Origin of the sequence: Caenimonas terrae (assembly GCF_042655405.1) — a bacterium.
GTDB lineage: Bacteria > Pseudomonadota > Gammaproteobacteria > Burkholderiales > Burkholderiaceae_C > Ramlibacter > Ramlibacter terrae_A.
In genome coordinates, this window is the sequence record NZ_JBHSMF010000006.1 from 726630 (window position 1) to 743232 (window position 16603).

Sequence of the window (16603 nt, forward strand, 5' to 3'; positions counted from 1 at the left end):
GTTTAGCGGGCCAACCAGACGAAATACGTCATGAGCACGAACACGCCCAGGATCATCCCGAAGGCGTAGTGGTAGATGTAGCCGGACTGGACCCAGCGCACCACGCCGGAGATGCGGCCGATCAGGTGGGCCGAGCCGTTGACGAAGAAGCCGTCGATCACGCCCTGGTCGCCGCCCTTCCACAGGCCCGTGCCCAGCAGGCGCGCACCGCGGGCCAGCACGTTCTCGTTGAACCAGTCCGCGTAATATTTGTTTTCCAGCAGCCGGTACAGGGGCTCGGCCCGGGCCCGGATCTTCGCCGGCAGCGCGGTGTTGACCATGTACAGGTAGTAGGCCAGCGCCACGCCGGCCAGCGCCAGCCAGAACGGCGGCGTCATCAGCCCGTGCAGCGCCATCTGCGCCGGGCCGTGGAAGGCCTTGGCCAGTTCCTCCATCGCCGGGTGCTTCTCCAGGTTGACGACGATCGCGTCCTTGAAGAAGTCGCCGAACAGCATCGGGCCGACGGTGAGGAAGCCGATCACCACCGACGGAAAGGCCAGCAGCAGCAGCGGCGCCGTCACCACCCACGGCGACTCGTGCGGCTTGTGCTCCTCGTGGTGGCCGTGCGCATCACCGTGGCCGTCGTGGTGCTGCACGTCAGGCTCCTCGTCGGAGAAATGCGCCTGGTGGCCATGCGCCTCCGGATTCTGGTCGTAGCGCTCCTTGCCGTGGAACACCAGGAAGTACAGGCGGAACGAGTAGAAGGCGGTCACGAACACGCCGGCCACCACTGCGAAGTAGGCGAAGCCCGAGCCCCACAGGTGGCTCTCTCCCACCGCTTCGATGATGCTGTCCTTGGAATAGAAGCCGGCGAACAGCGGCGTGCCGATCAGCGCCAGCGAGCCGAGCAGGAAGGTGATCCAGGTGATCGGCATGTACTTGCGCACGCCGCCCATCCAGCGGATGTCCTGGTTGTGGTGCATGCCGATGATCACCGAGCCGGCCGCCAGGAACAGCAGCGCCTTGAAGAAGGCGTGCGTCATCAGGTGGAACACGGCCACCGAGTACGCGGAGGCGCCGAGCGCCACCGTCATGTACCCGAGCTGCGACAGCGTGGAATACGCGACGACCCGCTTGATGTCGTTCTGGATGATGCCCAGGAAGCCCATGAACAGGGCCGTGATCGCGCCGATCACCATCACGAAGGACAAGGCCGTGTCCGACAGCTCGAACAGCGGCGACATCCGCGCCACCATGAAGATGCCGGCCGTCACCATCGTTGCCGCGTGGATCAGGGCGGAGATCGGCGTCGGGCCTTCCATCGAATCGGGCAGCCAGACGTGCAGCGGAACCTGCGCGCTCTTGCCCATCGCGCCGATGAACAGGCAGATGCAGACCACCGTGATCAGCATCCAGCCGGTGCCGGGGAAGCCCAGCTTGGCGATCTCGCCGCCCTTGGCGAACACGTCCGCATAGCTCAGTGAGCCGGCGTAGGCGGCGATCAGGCCGATGCCCAGGATGAAGCCGAAATCCCCGACCCGGTTGACCAGGAAGGCCTTCATGTTGGCGAAGGTGGCGCTTGGCCGCGTGTACCAGAAGCCGATCAGCAGATAGGACACCAGGCCGACCGCCTCCCAGCCGAAGAACAGCTGCAGGAAGTTGTTGCTCATGACGAGCATCAGCATCGAGAAGGTGAACAGCGAGATGTAGCCGAAGAAGCGGTTGTAGCCGGCGTCTTCCTCCATGTAGCCGATGGTGTAGATGTGCACCATCAGCGAGACGAAGGTGACGACGCACATCATCATCGCCGTCAGGCCGTCGACCAGGAAGCCGACTTCCATCTTCAGGCCGCCCACGTTCATCCACTCGTAGATGGTGGCGTTGAAGCGGGCGCCGTCCAGCGCCACGCTCTTGAGCGTCATGGCCGACAGCACGAAGGCGATGAACACGCCCAGGATGGTGGCGCTGTGCGACAGCCGCCGGCCGACCACGTTGCCGCCGAAGGTGGTGCCGAAGACGCCGGCGATCACGGCGCCGACCAGGGGCGCCAGCGGCACGGCCAGCAGCGTGGAAGCGTTGAGGGTCTGGCTCATTATTTTTTTAGCCTTTGAGCGTGTTCAGTTCGTCGACGTTGATGTTCGACTTGTTGCGGAACAGCAGCACCAGGATGGCCAGGCCGATGGCCGATTCGGCCGCGGCCACCGTCAGGATGAAGAACACGAACACCTGCCCGTGCATGTCGTTCAGGTAGTAGGAGAAGGCGACGAAGTTCATGTTCACCGCCAGCAGCATCAGCTCGATCGCCATCAGCAGCACGATCAGGTTGCGCCGGTTCAGGAAGATGCCGATCACCGACAGCGCGAACAGGATCGCGCCCAGCGACAGGAAGTGGCCCAGGGTGAGGATCATGGCTTGGCCTCCACCGCCGCGGCCGCAACCGGCTCCGGCGCCGGCTGCACCAGCGTCGGGTTCATCGACACGATGCGCACCCGGTCCTGCGGGCGCACGCGCACCTGGTCGGACGGGTCCATGTGGCGGCTGTCCTTGCGCTTGCGCAGCGTCAGCGCGATGGCCGCGATGATGGCCACCAGCAGGATCACGGCGGCGATCTCCAGCGGATACAGGTACTGGCTGTACAGCAGCTTACCCAGTTCCTTGGTGTTGGGCTGCGCGGCGGCGGCGGCCTGCGCCGCCGTCAGCGTGCGCGGCTCCTCGCCGGTGCGAAAGCCGCCCAGCAGCACCGCTGCCATCTCGAGCGCGATGACCGCACCGACCGTCGCGGCCAGCGGGAAGTGCTTCCAGAAGCCGGCGCGCAGGCTGTCGATGTTGATGTCCAGCATCATCACCACGAACAGGAACAGCACCATCACAGCGCCGACGTAGACCAGCACCAGCGCGATGGCCAGGAACTCCGCCTTCAGCAGGATCCAGACCGCCGCCGCCTGGAAGAAGGCCAGCACCAGGTAGAGCGCGGCATACACCGGGTTGCGGGCCGTGATGACCCGGAAGGCCGCGAACAGCAGCACCGCCGAGAACAGGTAGAAGAGGCCGGTTTTGACGTCCATGGGGATTGTTGTTGGTTGCGCTGCGGGATCAGCGGTACTTGGCGTCCGCCGCCTTGCTGGCCGCGATCTCGGTTTCGTAGCGGTCGCCCACGGCCAGCAGCATGTCCTTGGTGAAGTACAGGTCGCCGCGCTTCTCGCCGTGGTATTCGAGGATGTTGGTCTCCACGATCGAGTCCACCGGGCAGCTCTCTTCGCAGAAGCCGCAGAAGATGCACTTGGTCAGGTCGATGTCGTAGCGGGTGGTGCGGCGCGAGCCGTCCTCGCGCACGTCGGATTCGATGGTGATCGCCAGCGCCGGGCAGATCGCCTCGCACAGCTTGCAGGCGATGCAGCGCTCCTCGCCGTTCTCGTAGCGGCGCAGCGCGTGCAGGCCGCGAAAGCGCGGCGACAGCGGCGTCTTTTCCTCGGGGAACTGCACCGTGATCTTGCGCGCGAATGCGTACTTGCCGGTGATGGCCAGGCCCTTGAACAGCTCGACCAGCATGAAGCTGGACAGGAAGTCCTTGAGCGAGAAGGCCCGCGGCTGGGCGATGGCTTGGGAAGAAGACATGAACTGCTTTCCTTACTTCCAGATTGAGTACGGGGTCTGCATCCAGGCACCCACCACCACCAGCCACACCAGCGTGACCGGGATGAAGATCTTCCAGCCCAGCCGCATGATCTGGTCGTAGCGGAAGCGCGGGAAGGTGGAGCGCACCCACAGGAACATGGTGACCACGGCGAAGGTCTTCAGGCCCAGCCAGATCCAGCCCGGGATGAAGTCCAGGAAGGCCACCGGCGACAGCCAGCCGCCCAGGAACATGGTGACCGCCAGGATCGAGACCAGCCACATGTTGGCGTACTCGGCCAGGAAGAACATCGCGAAGCTCATGCCCGAGTACTCGATCATGTGGCCGGCGACGATCTCCGATTCGCCTTCCACCACGTCGAACGGGTGCCGGTTGGTCTCGGCCAGGCCGGAGATGAAGTAGACCAGGAAGATCGGCAGCAGCGGCAGCCAGTTCCACGACAGGAAGCCCAGGCCCATGGCGGCGAACTGGCCCTTGCCCTGGCCCATCACGATGTCGGTCATGTTCAGGCTGCCGGCGACCATCAGCACCACCACCAGGCAGAAGCCCATGGCGATCTCGTAGCTCACCATCTGGGCCGAGGCCCGCAGCGCGCCCAGGAAGGCGTACTTCGAGTTGGAGGCCCAGCCGGCGATGATCACGCCGTACACCTCCAGCGAGGTGATCGCCATCAGGAACAGCAGGCCGGCATTGATGTTGGACAGCGCCACGTCCGGACCGAAGGGGATGACCACCCACGCGACCAGCGCCGGCATGATGGTCATGATCGGGCCGAGGAAGAACAGGCCCTTGTTGGCCACCGTCGGGACGATGATTTCCTTGGTCAGCAGCTTGAGCGCGTCGGCGATCGGCTGCAGCAGCCCGAGCGGGCCGATGCGGTTGGGGCCGATGCGGATCTGGGTGAAGCCGATGGCCTTGCGCTCCCACAGCGTGAGGTAGGCGACGGCGCCCATCAGCGGCAGGACCACCACGATGATCTTGATCAGCGTCCAGATCACCGGCCAGGCGGCGGCCGTCCACCAGCCGGCGCCCACCAGGCCGTTGCCGAAGCCGTAGATCTGGTCGATCATGCCGGCTCTCCTTCGGCCACGGCGGCAGCGCGCTTGGCGTCCGCGGTCAGCTGCAGCGAGGGCGCGCGGCGCACGATGCTGTCCAGCTGGTAGATGGCGGCGGTGGCAGGCCGGCCGGCCGACGGCGACAGGTCGATCGCGGCGGAGGTGCGGTTGCCCAGCACGTTGCCCTGCACGCTGGCTGCCTGGGCATGGTCGCCACCGCGCGATGCAGCGAGCACCTCCTGCGCCGATTCGTAATCGAAGCCGGGCAGGCCCAGCATGTTGGCCAGCACGCGCAGCACCTTCCAGGCCGGGCGGGTTTCGCCCAGCGGCTTGACCACGGCGTGGAAGCCCTGCACCAGGCCTTCGGCGTTGACGAAGGTGCCCGGCGTCTCGGTGAACGGCGCGATCGGCAGCAGCACGTCGCTGAATTCCAGGTTGGCCTTGAACGGGCTGAGGGTGACGACCATCTGCGCCTTGTTCAGGCCGGCGACGGCGGCGCGGCCGGCGGCGGAATCGAATTCCGGTTCGGTGTTCAGCAGCAGAACGGCCTTGAGGCCACCGGCCAGCATCTGGCCTGCGTTCAGGCCGTTGGCACCCGGCAGCGCGCCGGCCAGCTGGGCGCCGACCGTGTTGGCGGCTTCCGTCAGATAGCCGACAGTGGCGCCGGTCTGCTCGCCGATCCAGTTGGCCAGGGCCAGGATGCTGGAGGCGCTGGCGTGATGCGCAGCGGCGTTGCCCAGCAGGATGGCCTTGCGCTCGCCGGCGAGCAGCGACTGCGCGAGCGCCTTCACTTCCGTTCGGGCTGAGCCTGTCGAAGCCTGCGTGGAGATGGGGCCGGAAACGCCCTTTTCGGCGGCAATCGCTCCCGCCACATCCGCCAGCGCCTGCACCCATTGCCCGGCCGGCGCGATCAGCTTGTTCTTCACCGGCATCGCCCAGTCCTGCTCCACGTCGTGGATCAGCGAGACGGTTGCACCCTTGCGCGTCGCGGCGCGCACGCGCATGGCGAACAACGGGTGGTCCTTGCGCAGGTTGGAGCCGATCACCAGCGCCCGCTGCAGGTTGGACAGCGAGGCGATGGTGGTGCCCAGCCAGCGGACCGACGGCGTGGTGCCGGCGGCTTCGGTCTTCGGGAACTCCGCGTTGCGCAGCCGGTAATCGATGTTCTCGCTGCCCATCGCGCGCATCAACGCAGCGGCCAGGAACAGTTCTTCCACCGTGCTGTGCGGGCTGGCCAGCGTGCCGATGCTGGCAGCGCCGTGGTCCGCCTTGATCTGGCGCAGGCCGTTGGCCACGTATTCGAGCGCGGTCTGCCAGTCCACCGGCTTCCACTCGCCGCCCTGCTTGAGCATGGGCTGGGTCAGGCGCTCGGTGGTGTTGAGCGCTTCGTACGAGAAGCGGTCGCGGTCGGCCAGCCAGCATTCGTTGACGGCGTCGTTTTCCAGCGGCAGCACGCGCATCACCTTGTTGTTCTTGACCTGGACGATCAGGTTGGCGCCGGTGCTGTCATGCGGGCTGACCGACTTGCGGCGCGACAGCTCCCACGGCCGGGCCTGGTAGCGGAACGGCTTGCTGGTGAGCGCGCCGACCGGGCACAGGTCGATCATGTTGCCGGAGACTTCGGAATCCACCGTGTCATTGAGCACCGTGGTGATCTCGGAATGCTCGCCGCGGTGGATCATGCCCAGCTCCATCTCGCCGGCCAGCTCCTGGCCGAAGCGCACGCAGCGGGTGCAGTGGATGCAGCGGCTCATCTCCTCCATCGAGATCAGCGGGCCCACGTCCTTGTGGAACACGACGCGCTTTTCCTCTTCGTAGCGGGAAGAAGAAGCACCATAGCCGACCGCCAGGTCCTGCAGCTGGCATTCGCCGCCCTGGTCGCAGATCGGGCAGTCCAGCGGATGGTTGATCAGCAGGAACTCCATCACCGACTGCTGCGCCTTGATCGCCTTGTCGCTCTTGGTGCGCACGATCATGCCCTGCGTGACGGGCGTGGCGCAGGCCGGCATCGGCTTGGGCGCCTTCTCCACGTCGACCAGGCACATGCGGCAGTTGGCCGCGATCGACAGCTTCTTGTGGTAGCAGAAGTGCGGGATGTAGGTGCCCGCCTTGTCGGCCGCATGCATGATCATGCTGCCCTCGGTGATCTCCACCTTCTGCCCGTCCAGTTCAATCTCAATCATGAGGTCACAGCCGCCTTGTTGATCATCGCTTCGAATTCAGGCCGGAAATGCTTGATCATGGCGCGCACCGGCATCGCCGCCGCGTCGCCGAGCGCGCAGATGGTACGGCCCTGGATGTTGTCGGCCACCGAGTTGAGCAGGTCCATGTCGCTGGGCTTGCCGTGGCCGTTGTGGATGCGGTCCACCACGCGCCAGAGCCAGCCCGTGCCTTCGCGGCAGGGCGTGCACTGGCCGCACGACTCGTGCATGTAGAAGTAGGAGAGCCGCTTGAGCGACTCCACCATGCAGCGCGAATCGTCCATCACGATGACGGCGCCCGAGCCCAGCATCGAGCCGGCCTTGGCGATGGAGTCGTAGTCCATCGTGCACTCCATCATGATCGCGGCCGGCAACACCGGCGCCGATGATCCGCCCGGGATCACGGCCTTGAGCGTGCGGCCCTTGCGCACGCCGCCGGCCAGTTCCAGCAGCTTGGGGAAGGGCGTGCCCAGCGGCACCTCGTAGTTGCCCGGCCACTCGACGTCGCCGGAGACCGAATAGATCTTGGTGCCGCCGTTGTTCGGCTTGCCGACCGCCAGGAAGGCCTGGCCGCCGTTGCGGATGATCCACGGCACGGCCGCGAAGGTTTCCGTGTTGTTGATGGTGGTGGGCTTGCCGTACAGGCCGAAGCTGGCCGGGAACGGCGGCTTGAAGCGCGGCTGGCCCTTCTTGCCCTCCAGCGATTCCAGCAGCGCCGTCTCCTCGCCGCAGATGTAGGCGCCGAAGCCGTGCGAGGCGTGCAGCTGGAACGAGAAGTTCGAGCCCAGGATCTTGTCGCCGAGATAGCCCGCCGCCCTCGCCTCCTGCAGCGCTTCCTCGAAGCGCTCGTAGGTCTGGAAGATCTCGCCGTGGATGTAGTTGTAGCCGACCGTGATGCCCATCGCGTAGGCCGCGATGATCATGCCCTCGATCACCTGGTGCGGGTTGTACTGCAGCAGGTCCCGGTCCTTGCAGGTGCCCGGCTCGCCTTCGTCCGAGTTGCAGACCAGGTACTTCTGGCCCGGGAACTGGCGCGGCATGAAGCTCCACTTCAGGCCGGTGGGAAAGCCGGCGCCGCCGCGGCCGCGCAGCGCCGATTCCTTGACGGTGGCGATCACCTGGTCCTGCGTTAATCCCTCATTGAGGATCTTCTTCAGCGCCGCATAGCCTTCGCGCGCCTCGTAATCCTTCAGCCGCCAGTTGGTGCCGTCCAGGTCCTTGTAGATCTGCGGGCTGATGTGGCGGCCGTGGAAGCAGGTCTGCACGCCGGTGGCCTGGAACTGGCCGAGCACTTGCTGGGCGTTCATTCGGTCGCTCCTTTCAAGCCATCCACCAGCTGGTCCAGCTTGTCGTTGCTCATGAAGCTGCACATGGTGAAGTCGTTCACCAGCATCACCGGCGAATCGGCGCAGGCGCCCAGGCATTCGCTCTGCTGCAGCGTGAACATGCCGTCGGCCGTGGTCTCGCCCATCTTGATGCCCAGCTTGCGCTCCAGGTAGTGCAGCGCCTTGGCGCCGTCGCGCAGCTGGCACGGCAGGTTGGTGCAGACGTTGAACTTGTACTTGCCCACCGGCACCTGGTTGTACATGTTGTAGAAGGTGGTGACCTCGTGCACGGCGATCGGCGGCATGCCCAGGTACTCGGCGACGAAGTTCTCCGCCTCCCGGCTGACCCAGCCCCACTCGGCCTGCACCACGGCCAGGCAGGCCATCACGGCGGACTGCTTCTGGTCGGACGGGTACTTGGCCACCTCGCGCGCGAAGCGCTCCAGCATCGATGCGCTGGGCACCGCCGGCGTTGCGTTGCTTGCTGCACTCATCGGTCGATTTCTCCGAACACGATGTCCATCGTTCCGATCACGGCGACGGCATCGGCAATCATGTGGCCGCGCGACATCTCGTCCATCGCGGCCAGGTGGGGGAAGCCGGGGGCGCGGATCTTCAGGCGGTACGGCTTGTTGGCGCCGTCGCTGACCATGTAGATGCCGAACTCGCCCTTGGGATGCTCCACCGCCGCATAGGCTTCGCCCTCGGGGACGCGGAAGCCTTCGCTGAACAGCTTGAAGTGGTGGATCAGTTCTTCCATGTTGGTCTTCATGGATTCGCGGTCCGGCGCGGCCACCTTGTGGTTGTCCGTGATGACCGGGCCCGGGTTGGCGCGCAGCCAGTCCACGCACTGCTTGATGATGCGGTTGGCCTGGCGCATTTCTTCCACGCGCACCAGGTACCGGTCGTAGCAGTCGCCGGTCTTGCCCACCGGGATGTCGAACTGCATGTGGCGGTACACCTCGTAGGGCTGCTTCTTGCGCAGGTCCCATTCGATGCCCGAGCCGCGCAGCATCGGGCCGGAAAAGCCCAGGTTGAGCGCCCGCTCCGGCGTCACCACGCCGATGCCGACGGTGCGCTGCTTCCAGATCCGGTTGTCCGTCAGCAGCGTCTCGTATTCGTCCACATAGTGCGGGAAGCGCTTGGTGAAGTCGTCGATGAAGTCCAGCAGCGTGCCGCTGCGGTTCTCGTTGAGGCGGTCGATGGCGCGCTGGTTCTTGACCTTGCTGACCTTGTACTGCGGCATGCTGTCGGGCAGGTCGCGGTAGACGCCGCCCGGACGGAAATAGGCCGCGTGCATGCGCGCGCCGGACACCGCCTCATACATGTCGAACAGGTCTTCCCGCTCGCGGAAGCAGTAGATCAGGATGTTCATCGCGCCGCAGTCCAGCCCGTGCGCGCCCAGCCACAGCAGGTGGTTCAGCAGGCGGGTGATCTCGGCGAACATCACGCGGATGTATTGCGCCCGGATCGGCACTTCCAGGCCCATCATCTTCTCGATGGCCATGCAGTAGGCGTGCTCGTTGCACATCATCGAGACGTAATCGAGGCGGTCCATGTAGGGCAGCGCCTGGATGTAGGTCTTGGTCTCGGCCAGCTTCTCGGTGGCGCGGTGCAACAGGCCGATGTGCGGATCCGCGCGCTGGATCACTTCTCCGTCCAGCTCCAGCACCAGCCGCAGCACGCCGTGCGCGGCCGGGTGTTGCGGCCCGAAGTTCAGGGTGTAGTTCTTGATCTCGGCCATTGCTATGCCTCTCGACGGGCCGCCCCTAGAGAGGCATGCGCCCCCTCGGGGGGCAGTGAAGCGGCGTAGCCGCAAACGTGGGGGCTCATCATTTGCTCGGCGCGCGGATGCCGCCGTAGTTTTCTTCGCGGATGATGCGCGGCGTGATCTCGCGCGGCTCGATCGTCACCGGCTGGTAGATCACGCGCTGGCGCTCGGGGTCGTAGCGCATCTCCACGTGGCCCGAGACCGGGAAGTCCTTGCGGAACGGGTGGCCGATGAAGCCGTAGTCCGTCAGGATGCGGCGCAGGTCCGCATGGCCCTCGAACACGATGCCGTACAGGTCGAAGGCCTCGCGCTCGAACCAGTTGGCGGCGCTCCAGATGCCGTTGATCGAATCGACCACCGGCAGGTCGTCGTCCGGCGCGAACACCTTCAGCCGCACGCGCTGGTTCAGGCTGATCGACAGCAAATGGGAGACGACGCAATAGCGCCGGCCTTCCCAGGTGCCTTCGCCGTGGTCGGAATAGTCGACGCCGCACAGGTCCATCAGCTGCTCGAACCGGCAGCCGGGCGCGTCGCGCAGCTGGGTGGCGGCCGCGAGGTAGTCGGCAGGCGCGACCTGCACCGTGATCTCGCCGAGCCGCACGGCCACGGACCTGGCCAGGGGGCCCAGGGTGCTCTGGATGTGGGCGGCAAGCGCCTCGGGATCGACTGCGAACGGAGTGATGGTCTGCATTGCTTTCAGGCCCGCGCGATGGTCTGGGTGCGGCGGATCTTCTGCTGCAGCTGGATGATTCCGTACAGCAGCGCCTCGGCCGTCGGCGGGCAGCCGGGCACGTACACGTCCACCGGCACGATGCGGTCGCAGCCGCGCACCACCGAGTAGCTGTAGTGGTAATAGCCGCCGCCGTTGGCGCACGAACCCATCGACAGCACCCAGCGCGGCTCGGGCATCTGGTCGTACACCTTGCGCAGCGCCGGTGCCATCTTGTTGCACAGCGTGCCGGCCACGATCATCAGGTCCGATTGCCGCGGGCTGGGGCGGAACAGCATGCCGAAGCGGTCGATGTCGTAGCGCGCCGCGCCGGCGTGCATCATCTCCACCGCGCAGCAGGCCAGCCCGAAGGTCATCGGCCACAGCGATCCGGTCTTTGCCCAGTTGATGACGGAGTCCACGGTCGTCGTGACCATGCCCTTGTCGAGAATGCCTTCGTTAGCCATTGAGATCAGTCCTTGCGGGCGCGGGCGGGTTCATTCCCAGTCCAGCGCGCCTTTTTTCCACTCGTAGACGAAGCCAACCACCAGGATGGCGAGGAAAACCATCATCGACCAGAAGCCGACGGCCCCGATCTCCTTGAGCGCGACGGCCCAGGGAAACAGGAAGGCGATCTCCAGGTCGAACAGGATGAACAGGATGGCGACGAGGTAGTAGCGCACGTCGAACTTCATCCGGGCGTCCTCGAACGCCTCGAAGCCGCATTCATAGGGGGAGTTCTTGGCCGCGTCGGGCTTGTGGAAGCCGGCGGCCTTGCTGAACACGTAGCCCAGCACCTGGGGCGCGACGCCGACGCCAACACCGACCAGGATGAACAGGAGGACAGGAAGGTACTGGTCGAGGTTCATCTTGGGCGCTTATGGGTAACCGCTTCAAGCCGCCGGGTGCTGCCCGGGGCCTCTTTTTTGTATGGTGCCGTCGGCGAGACTCGAACTCGCACAGCTTTCGCCACTACCCCCTCAAGATAGCGTGTCTACCAATTTCACCACGACGGCGGTTTGTTCACGGCCCGGGACGGGCATGAGGAACTGCGAACAGCTTTGCTTCCCGGGCAGCTTTTGATTTTACTCCGAAATCAGCGCCGTTCTTCGAGGAGAACGGCGCTGCGCGGCCGTTACTTGGTGGGAATCTGCGCGGCGCCTGACGCCGGTGTGGCGGGCGGCAAGGCGGCGCTCGCGGGGACGGCCGCAACCGGAGCGGCGGTGCCAGGGATGGCAGCAGCGCCGGAGGCGGCTGGCGCCACCGCCGGTGCACCGGCGCGCTCGAGCACGCTGCCCGAATCCGCCGGCCGCAGGTTGCCGAAGTAGGCCAGCGCCAGGGTGCAGGCGAAGAACACGCCGGCCAACACCGCGGTCGTGCGCGACAGGAAGTTGGCGCTGCCGCTGGCGCCGAACAGGCTGCCCGAACTGCCGCTGCCGAAGGCCGCGCCCATGTCGGCGCCCTTGCCATGCTGCACCAGGATCAGGCCGATCATGCCCAGGGCCGCAAGCATCTGCACGGCCAGCACGATGGTAAGTAACACAGTCATTCGATCACTCCTATTTTTTGTCGCTGTCAGGCGCGCGCGCTGCGCGCGGCGCCGATGATTTGAAGAAAGTCCTGCGCCTTGAGCGACGCCCCGCCGATCAGGCCGCCGTCGATGTCCGGCTGGGCCAGCAGGCTGGCCGCGTTGGCCGCGTTCATGCTGCCGCCGTACAGGATGTGGACCCGCTGCGCGTGCGGCGTGGCTGCCTGCAGCTGCGCGCGCAGCACCTGGTGCACCTGCTGAGCCTGCTCCGGCGTGGCGGTGCGGCCGGTGCCGATGGCCCATATCGGTTCGTAGGCAACCGCGATCTCGCTGATGCAATGGCCGTTGGTGTGGATCATCGCCGCCAGCTGGCGCTTGACCACTTCCTCGGTCTTGCCGGCCTCGCGCTCGGCCAGCGTCTCGCCGACGCAGACGATCGGCGTGATGCCGTGGGCCAGCGCTGCCTTGGCCTTGTCGGCGACGACTGCGTCCGATTCGCCGTGGTACTGGCGCCGCTCGGAATGGCCGACGATGGCGTAGCGCACGCCGAATTCCTTGAGCATCGAGGCCGAGACGTCGCCGGTGAAGGCGCCCTGCTCGTGCTGCGAGACGTCCTGCGCGCCCAGCTCCAGCGCCGAGCCGTGGCGCAGCATCTGCAGCTGCGCCAGGTAAGGCGCCGGCACGCAGACCGCGACCGTGCAGTCGGACTGGGCCAGGCCGGCGATGACGGCGCGCACCAGCGCGTCGTTGGCAGCGATGCTGCCGTTCATCTTCCAGTTGCCGGCGATGAGCTTGTGCTTGGCCATCGTCACCACGTCAGCACGATCTTGCCGATGTGCTGGTTCGATTCCATCAGCGTGTGGGCCTGGGCCGCCTGCGCGGCCGGGAAGGTCCTGAAGACCACCGGCTTGATCGCGCCGCGCTCGATCAGCGGCCAGACGTTCTTGGCCAGCGACTGGGCGATGGCGGCCTTGAAGGCCACCGGCCGCGGGCGCAGCGTGCTGCCGGTGATCACCAGCCGCTTGCGCAGCACCATGCCGGCGTTGAATTCCGCCTTGGTGCCGCCCTGCACGGCGATGATCGCGATGCGGCCGTCCTCGGCCAGGCATTCCACCTCGCGCGCCACGTAGCTGCCGGCGACCATGTCCAGCACGACGTCGACGCCCTTGCCGTCGGTGAGGCGCTTGGCCTCGGCGACGAAATCCTGGGTCTTGTAATTGATTGCGTGGTCCGCGCCCAGCTTGATGCAGGCCTGGCACTTCTCGTCGCTGCCCGCCGTGGCGATGACGGTGGCGCCCAGCGCCTTGGCCATCTGGATCGCGGTGACGCCGATGCCGCTGGTGCCGCCCTGCACCAGCAGGGTTTCGCCGGCCTGCAGCCTGACGCGGTCGAACACGTTGCTCCACACGGTGAAGAACGTCTCCGGCAGCGAGGCCGCCTCGATGTCGCTCAGGCCCCTGGGCACCGGCAGCGTCTGGCCGACCGGCGCGACGCACAGCTGCGCATAGCCGCCGCCTGCCACCAGCGCGCAGACGCGGTCGCCGGCCTTCAGGCCGGCCTGCGCCATGGCCTGCGCATCGCCGTCGACGATGGTGCCGGCCACTTCGAGGCCGGGCAGGTCCGAGGCGCCCGGCGGCACCGGGTAGTTGCCGGTGCGCTGCAGCACGTCAGGGCGGTTGATGCCGCTGGCGGCGACGCGGATCAGCAGCTCGCCGGGACCGGCGACCGGATCCGGGCGCTCGCCCAGGCGCAGCACCTCGGGCGCCCCATAGCTTGTGATTTCAACGGCTTTCATGGTCTTTCTGGCCTCCGGCCGGCGCCCTGGGACGCCGGCGGCTCACGAACGGCAGGCGTTCAGGACTGGTGGTCGTCGACCGGCGTGTTGCGCTGCTGATCGCCGGGATTGGCCTGGCTGTCGCGCGGCTGCTGCTGCTGCTCGCCACGCGGCTGCTGGTCGCCACGGAATTGCTGCTCGCCGCGGAACTGCTGGTCGCCGCGCGGTTGCTGCTCGCCACGCGGTTGTTGCTCGCCACGGGGCTGCTGGTCGCCACGGAACTGCTGGTCGCGCGGGCCACGGTCTTCGCGCGGACCACGGTCCTCGCGCGGCGGGCGCGAATCGCGCCGCTCGTCGCGGCCGCCGCCGAAGCGGTCGTCCTGCGGCATGCCGGCCGGACGATCCAGCAGCGCCTTCATCGACAACTTGACGCGGCCCTTCTCGTCGGTCTCCAGCACCTTGACCTTGACGATCTGGCCTTCCGACAGGTAGTCGGTGACCTTCTCGACCCGCTCGTGGGCGATCTGGCTGATGTGCAGCAGGCCGTCCTTGCCGGGCAGCAGGTTGATCAGCGCGCCGAAGTCCAGGATCTTGGTGACCGGGCCTTCGTAGACCTTGCCGATTTCCACTTCGGCGGTGATCTGCTCGATCCGCTTCTTGGCAACGTCGGCCTTCTCGTTGTCGGTGGCGGCGATGGTGATGGTGCCGTCTTCCTCGATGTTGATCTGGCAGCCGGTCTCTTCGGTCAACGCGCGGATGACGGCGCCGCCCTTGCCGATCACGTCGCGGATCTTCTCCGGATTGATCTTCATCGTGTAGAGCTTGGGCGCGAAGTTGGACACTTCGGTCTTGGCCTCGCCCATCGCTTCCTGCATCTTGCCCAGGATGTGCATGCGCGCTTCCTTGGCCTGCGCCAGCGCCACCTGCATGATCTCGCGGGTAATGCCCTGGATCTTGATGTCCATCTGCAGCGCGGTGATGCCGTTGGTGGTGCCGGCCACCTTGAAGTCCATGTCGCCCAGGTGATCTTCGTCGCCCAGGATGTCGGTCAGCACGGCGAAGCGGTTGCCGTCCTTGATCAGGCCCATGGCGATGCCGGCCACGTGGGCCTTCATCGGCACGCCGGCGTCCATCAGCGACAGGCAGCCGCCGCACACCGACGCCATCGACGAGGAGCCGTTGGATTCGGTGATCTCGGAGACCACGCGCATGGTGTACGGGAATTCTTCCTTGGTCGGCAGCACGCCCAGCAGCGCGCGCTTGGCCAGGCGGCCGTGGCCCACTTCGCGCCGCTTGGTGGAGCCCATGCGGCCCACTTCGCCGGTGGCGAAGGGAGGCATGTTGTAGTGGAACATGAACCGGTCTTCGAACTCGCCCATCAGCGCGTCGATGCGCTGCGCGTCGCGCTCGGTGCCCAGCGTGGTGATGACCAGCGCCTGGGTTTCGCCGCGGGTGAACAGCGAGGAGCCGTGGGTGCGGGGCAGCACGCCGGTGCGGATCTCGATCGGGCGCACGGTGCGGGTGTCACGGCCGTCGATGCGCGGCTCGCCCGACAGGATCTGGTTGCGCACGATCTTCGCTTCGATGTCGAACAGCATGTTCTCGACCACGCTGGAGTCGAATTCGACGCCTTCTGCCTTCAGGCCCATCATCGTCCAGGTCGTCACCTCGCGGGTGGCGTGGGTGCGGGCCTGCTTGTTGCGCAGCTGGTAGGCGGCGCGCAGCTTTTCCTCGGCCAGGGCGTTGACCTTGTTGATCAGGACGTCGTCCTTGGGCGCGGCGCGCCAGTCCCAGACCGGCTTGCCGGCTTCGCGCACCAGCTCGTGGATCGCGTTGATCGCGATGTTGCCCTGCTCGTGGCCGAACACCACGGCGCCCAGCATGATGTCTTCCGACAGCTGCTTGGCTTCCGATTCCACCATCAGCACGGCGGACTCGGTGCCGGCAACCACCAGGTCCAGCAGCGAATCCTTGCGCTGGGTCTGGCCCGGGTTGAGCACGTACTGGCCGTCGATGTAGCCGACGCGGGCGGCGCCGATCGGGCCGGCGAAGGGAACGCCGGAAATCGCCAGCGCGGCGCTGGAGCCGATCATGGCGGCGATGTCCGGATCGACTTCCGGGTTGAGCGACACGGTGTGGATGACGACGTGCACTTCGTTGAGGAAGCCTTCGGGGAACAGCGGGCGGATCGGGCGGTCGATCAGGCGGCTGGTCAGCGTCTCCAGCTCGCTGGGCTTGGCTTCGCGCTTGAAGAAGCTGCCGGGGATCTTGCCGGCTGCATACGTCTTCTCGATGTAGTCCACGGTCAGCGGGAAGAAGTCCTGCCCCGGCTTGGCGGTCTTGGAGGCGACCACGGTGCACAGCACCACGGTGCCTTCGATGTCGACGACGACGGCGCCGGACGCCTGGCGCGCGATTTCACCGGTCTCGAGGGTGACCTTGTGCTGGCCCCACTGGAAGCTCTTGGTGACCTTGTTGAAGATGCTCATGTCGTTCTCTCCTATGGAATTCGGCGCATCGGCTGCGCCTTGAGGCCTGGAGCGGGAACACGAGGCATTCTTCAGGAGCCGGAGGCTGGATGCGCCCTGGCCGCTGGAGAATGTCTTGTATCCGCCGTCTCCGAAGTA

The 16603-nt window shown here is 66.2% G+C and carries 16 protein-coding genes and 1 tRNA gene; all 17 read right to left on the reverse strand.

All coding sequences use genetic code 11. The features are described 5' to 3' along the window. Positions 1 to 2 precede the first annotated feature (2 nt). Positions 3 to 2072: an NADH-quinone oxidoreductase subunit L gene (gene nuoL, locus ACFPOE_RS10335; RefSeq protein WP_376850002.1), complete on the reverse strand. Its 2070-nt coding sequence runs from the start codon at positions 2070 to 2072 to the stop codon at positions 3 to 5. Positions 2073 to 2079: 7 nt separating this feature from the next. Beyond that, positions 2080 to 2388, reverse strand: a complete 309-nt coding sequence (nuoK, locus tag ACFPOE_RS10340; protein ID WP_376850003.1) for an NADH-quinone oxidoreductase subunit NuoK — start codon at positions 2386 to 2388, stop codon at positions 2080 to 2082. After that, positions 2385 to 3044, reverse strand: a complete 660-nt coding sequence (locus tag ACFPOE_RS10345; RefSeq protein WP_376850004.1) for an NADH-quinone oxidoreductase subunit J — start codon at positions 3042 to 3044, stop codon at positions 2385 to 2387. The genes nuoK and ACFPOE_RS10345 overlap by 4 nt, the downstream gene beginning before the upstream one ends. 28 nt (positions 3045 to 3072) lie before the next feature. Beyond that, the gene (nuoI, locus tag ACFPOE_RS10350) at positions 3073 to 3594 is read right to left on the reverse strand and encodes an NADH-quinone oxidoreductase subunit NuoI (RefSeq protein ID WP_376850005.1); all 522 of its coding nucleotides are present in this window, start codon (positions 3592 to 3594) and stop codon (positions 3073 to 3075) included. A 12-nt stretch (positions 3595 to 3606) separates the two neighbouring features. Next, positions 3607 to 4683, reverse strand: a complete 1077-nt coding sequence (gene nuoH, locus ACFPOE_RS10355; protein ID WP_376850006.1) for an NADH-quinone oxidoreductase subunit NuoH — start codon at positions 4681 to 4683, stop codon at positions 3607 to 3609. Further along, the gene (gene nuoG, locus ACFPOE_RS10360; RefSeq protein WP_376850007.1) at positions 4680 to 6851 is read right to left on the reverse strand and encodes an NADH-quinone oxidoreductase subunit NuoG; all 2172 of its coding nucleotides are present in this window, start codon (positions 6849 to 6851) and stop codon (positions 4680 to 4682) included. Before nuoG ends, nuoH begins: the two co-directional genes overlap by 4 nt. Next, positions 6848 to 8176: an NADH-quinone oxidoreductase subunit NuoF gene (gene nuoF, locus ACFPOE_RS10365; protein ID WP_376850008.1), complete on the reverse strand. Its 1329-nt coding sequence runs from the start codon at positions 8174 to 8176 to the stop codon at positions 6848 to 6850. The genes nuoG and nuoF overlap by 4 nt, the downstream gene beginning before the upstream one ends. Beyond that, positions 8173 to 8688 carry an NADH-quinone oxidoreductase subunit NuoE gene (gene nuoE / locus ACFPOE_RS10370; RefSeq protein ID WP_376850009.1) on the reverse strand — a complete coding sequence of 172 codons (516 nt, stop codon included), beginning with the start codon at positions 8686 to 8688 and terminating at the stop codon, positions 8173 to 8175. The genes nuoF and nuoE overlap by 4 nt, the downstream gene beginning before the upstream one ends. Further along, complete coding sequence (locus tag ACFPOE_RS10375; RefSeq protein WP_376850010.1) at positions 8685 to 9938, reverse strand: NADH-quinone oxidoreductase subunit D; 1254 nt, start codon at positions 9936 to 9938, stop codon at positions 8685 to 8687. The genes nuoE and ACFPOE_RS10375 overlap by 4 nt, the downstream gene beginning before the upstream one ends. An 88-nt stretch (positions 9939 to 10026) precedes the next feature. After that, a complete protein-coding gene (locus ACFPOE_RS10380) occupies positions 10027 to 10647 on the reverse strand; it encodes an NADH-quinone oxidoreductase subunit C (RefSeq protein ID WP_376850636.1) in 621 nt (206 codons plus the stop codon). A gap of 14 nt (positions 10648 to 10661) precedes the next feature. After that, a complete protein-coding gene (locus ACFPOE_RS10385) occupies positions 10662 to 11141 on the reverse strand; it encodes a NuoB/complex I 20 kDa subunit family protein (protein ID WP_172220173.1) in 480 nt (159 codons plus the stop codon). Between the two features lie 30 nt (positions 11142 to 11171). Beyond that, the gene (locus tag ACFPOE_RS10390) at positions 11172 to 11543 is read right to left on the reverse strand and encodes an NADH-quinone oxidoreductase subunit A (protein WP_376850011.1); all 372 of its coding nucleotides are present in this window, start codon (positions 11541 to 11543) and stop codon (positions 11172 to 11174) included. Between the two features lie 62 nt (positions 11544 to 11605). Next, positions 11606 to 11690, reverse strand: a tRNA-Leu gene (locus tag ACFPOE_RS10395). 119 nt (positions 11691 to 11809) lie between these two features. Continuing rightward, positions 11810 to 12223 carry a preprotein translocase subunit SecG gene (secG, locus tag ACFPOE_RS10400; RefSeq protein ID WP_376850012.1) on the reverse strand — a complete coding sequence of 138 codons (414 nt, stop codon included), beginning with the start codon at positions 12221 to 12223 and terminating at the stop codon, positions 11810 to 11812. A 26-nt stretch (positions 12224 to 12249) separates the two neighbouring features. Further along, complete coding sequence (gene tpiA, locus ACFPOE_RS10405; RefSeq protein WP_376850637.1) at positions 12250 to 13008, reverse strand: triose-phosphate isomerase; 759 nt, start codon at positions 13006 to 13008, stop codon at positions 12250 to 12252. Between the two features lie 2 nt (positions 13009 to 13010). Continuing rightward, a complete protein-coding gene (locus ACFPOE_RS10410) occupies positions 13011 to 13997 on the reverse strand; it encodes an NAD(P)H-quinone oxidoreductase (protein ID WP_376850013.1) in 987 nt (328 codons plus the stop codon). A gap of 59 nt (positions 13998 to 14056) precedes the next feature. Beyond that, positions 14057 to 16465, reverse strand: a complete 2409-nt coding sequence (gene pnp, locus ACFPOE_RS10415; RefSeq protein ID WP_376850014.1) for a polyribonucleotide nucleotidyltransferase — start codon at positions 16463 to 16465, stop codon at positions 14057 to 14059. Positions 16466 to 16603: the final 138 nt, after the last annotated feature.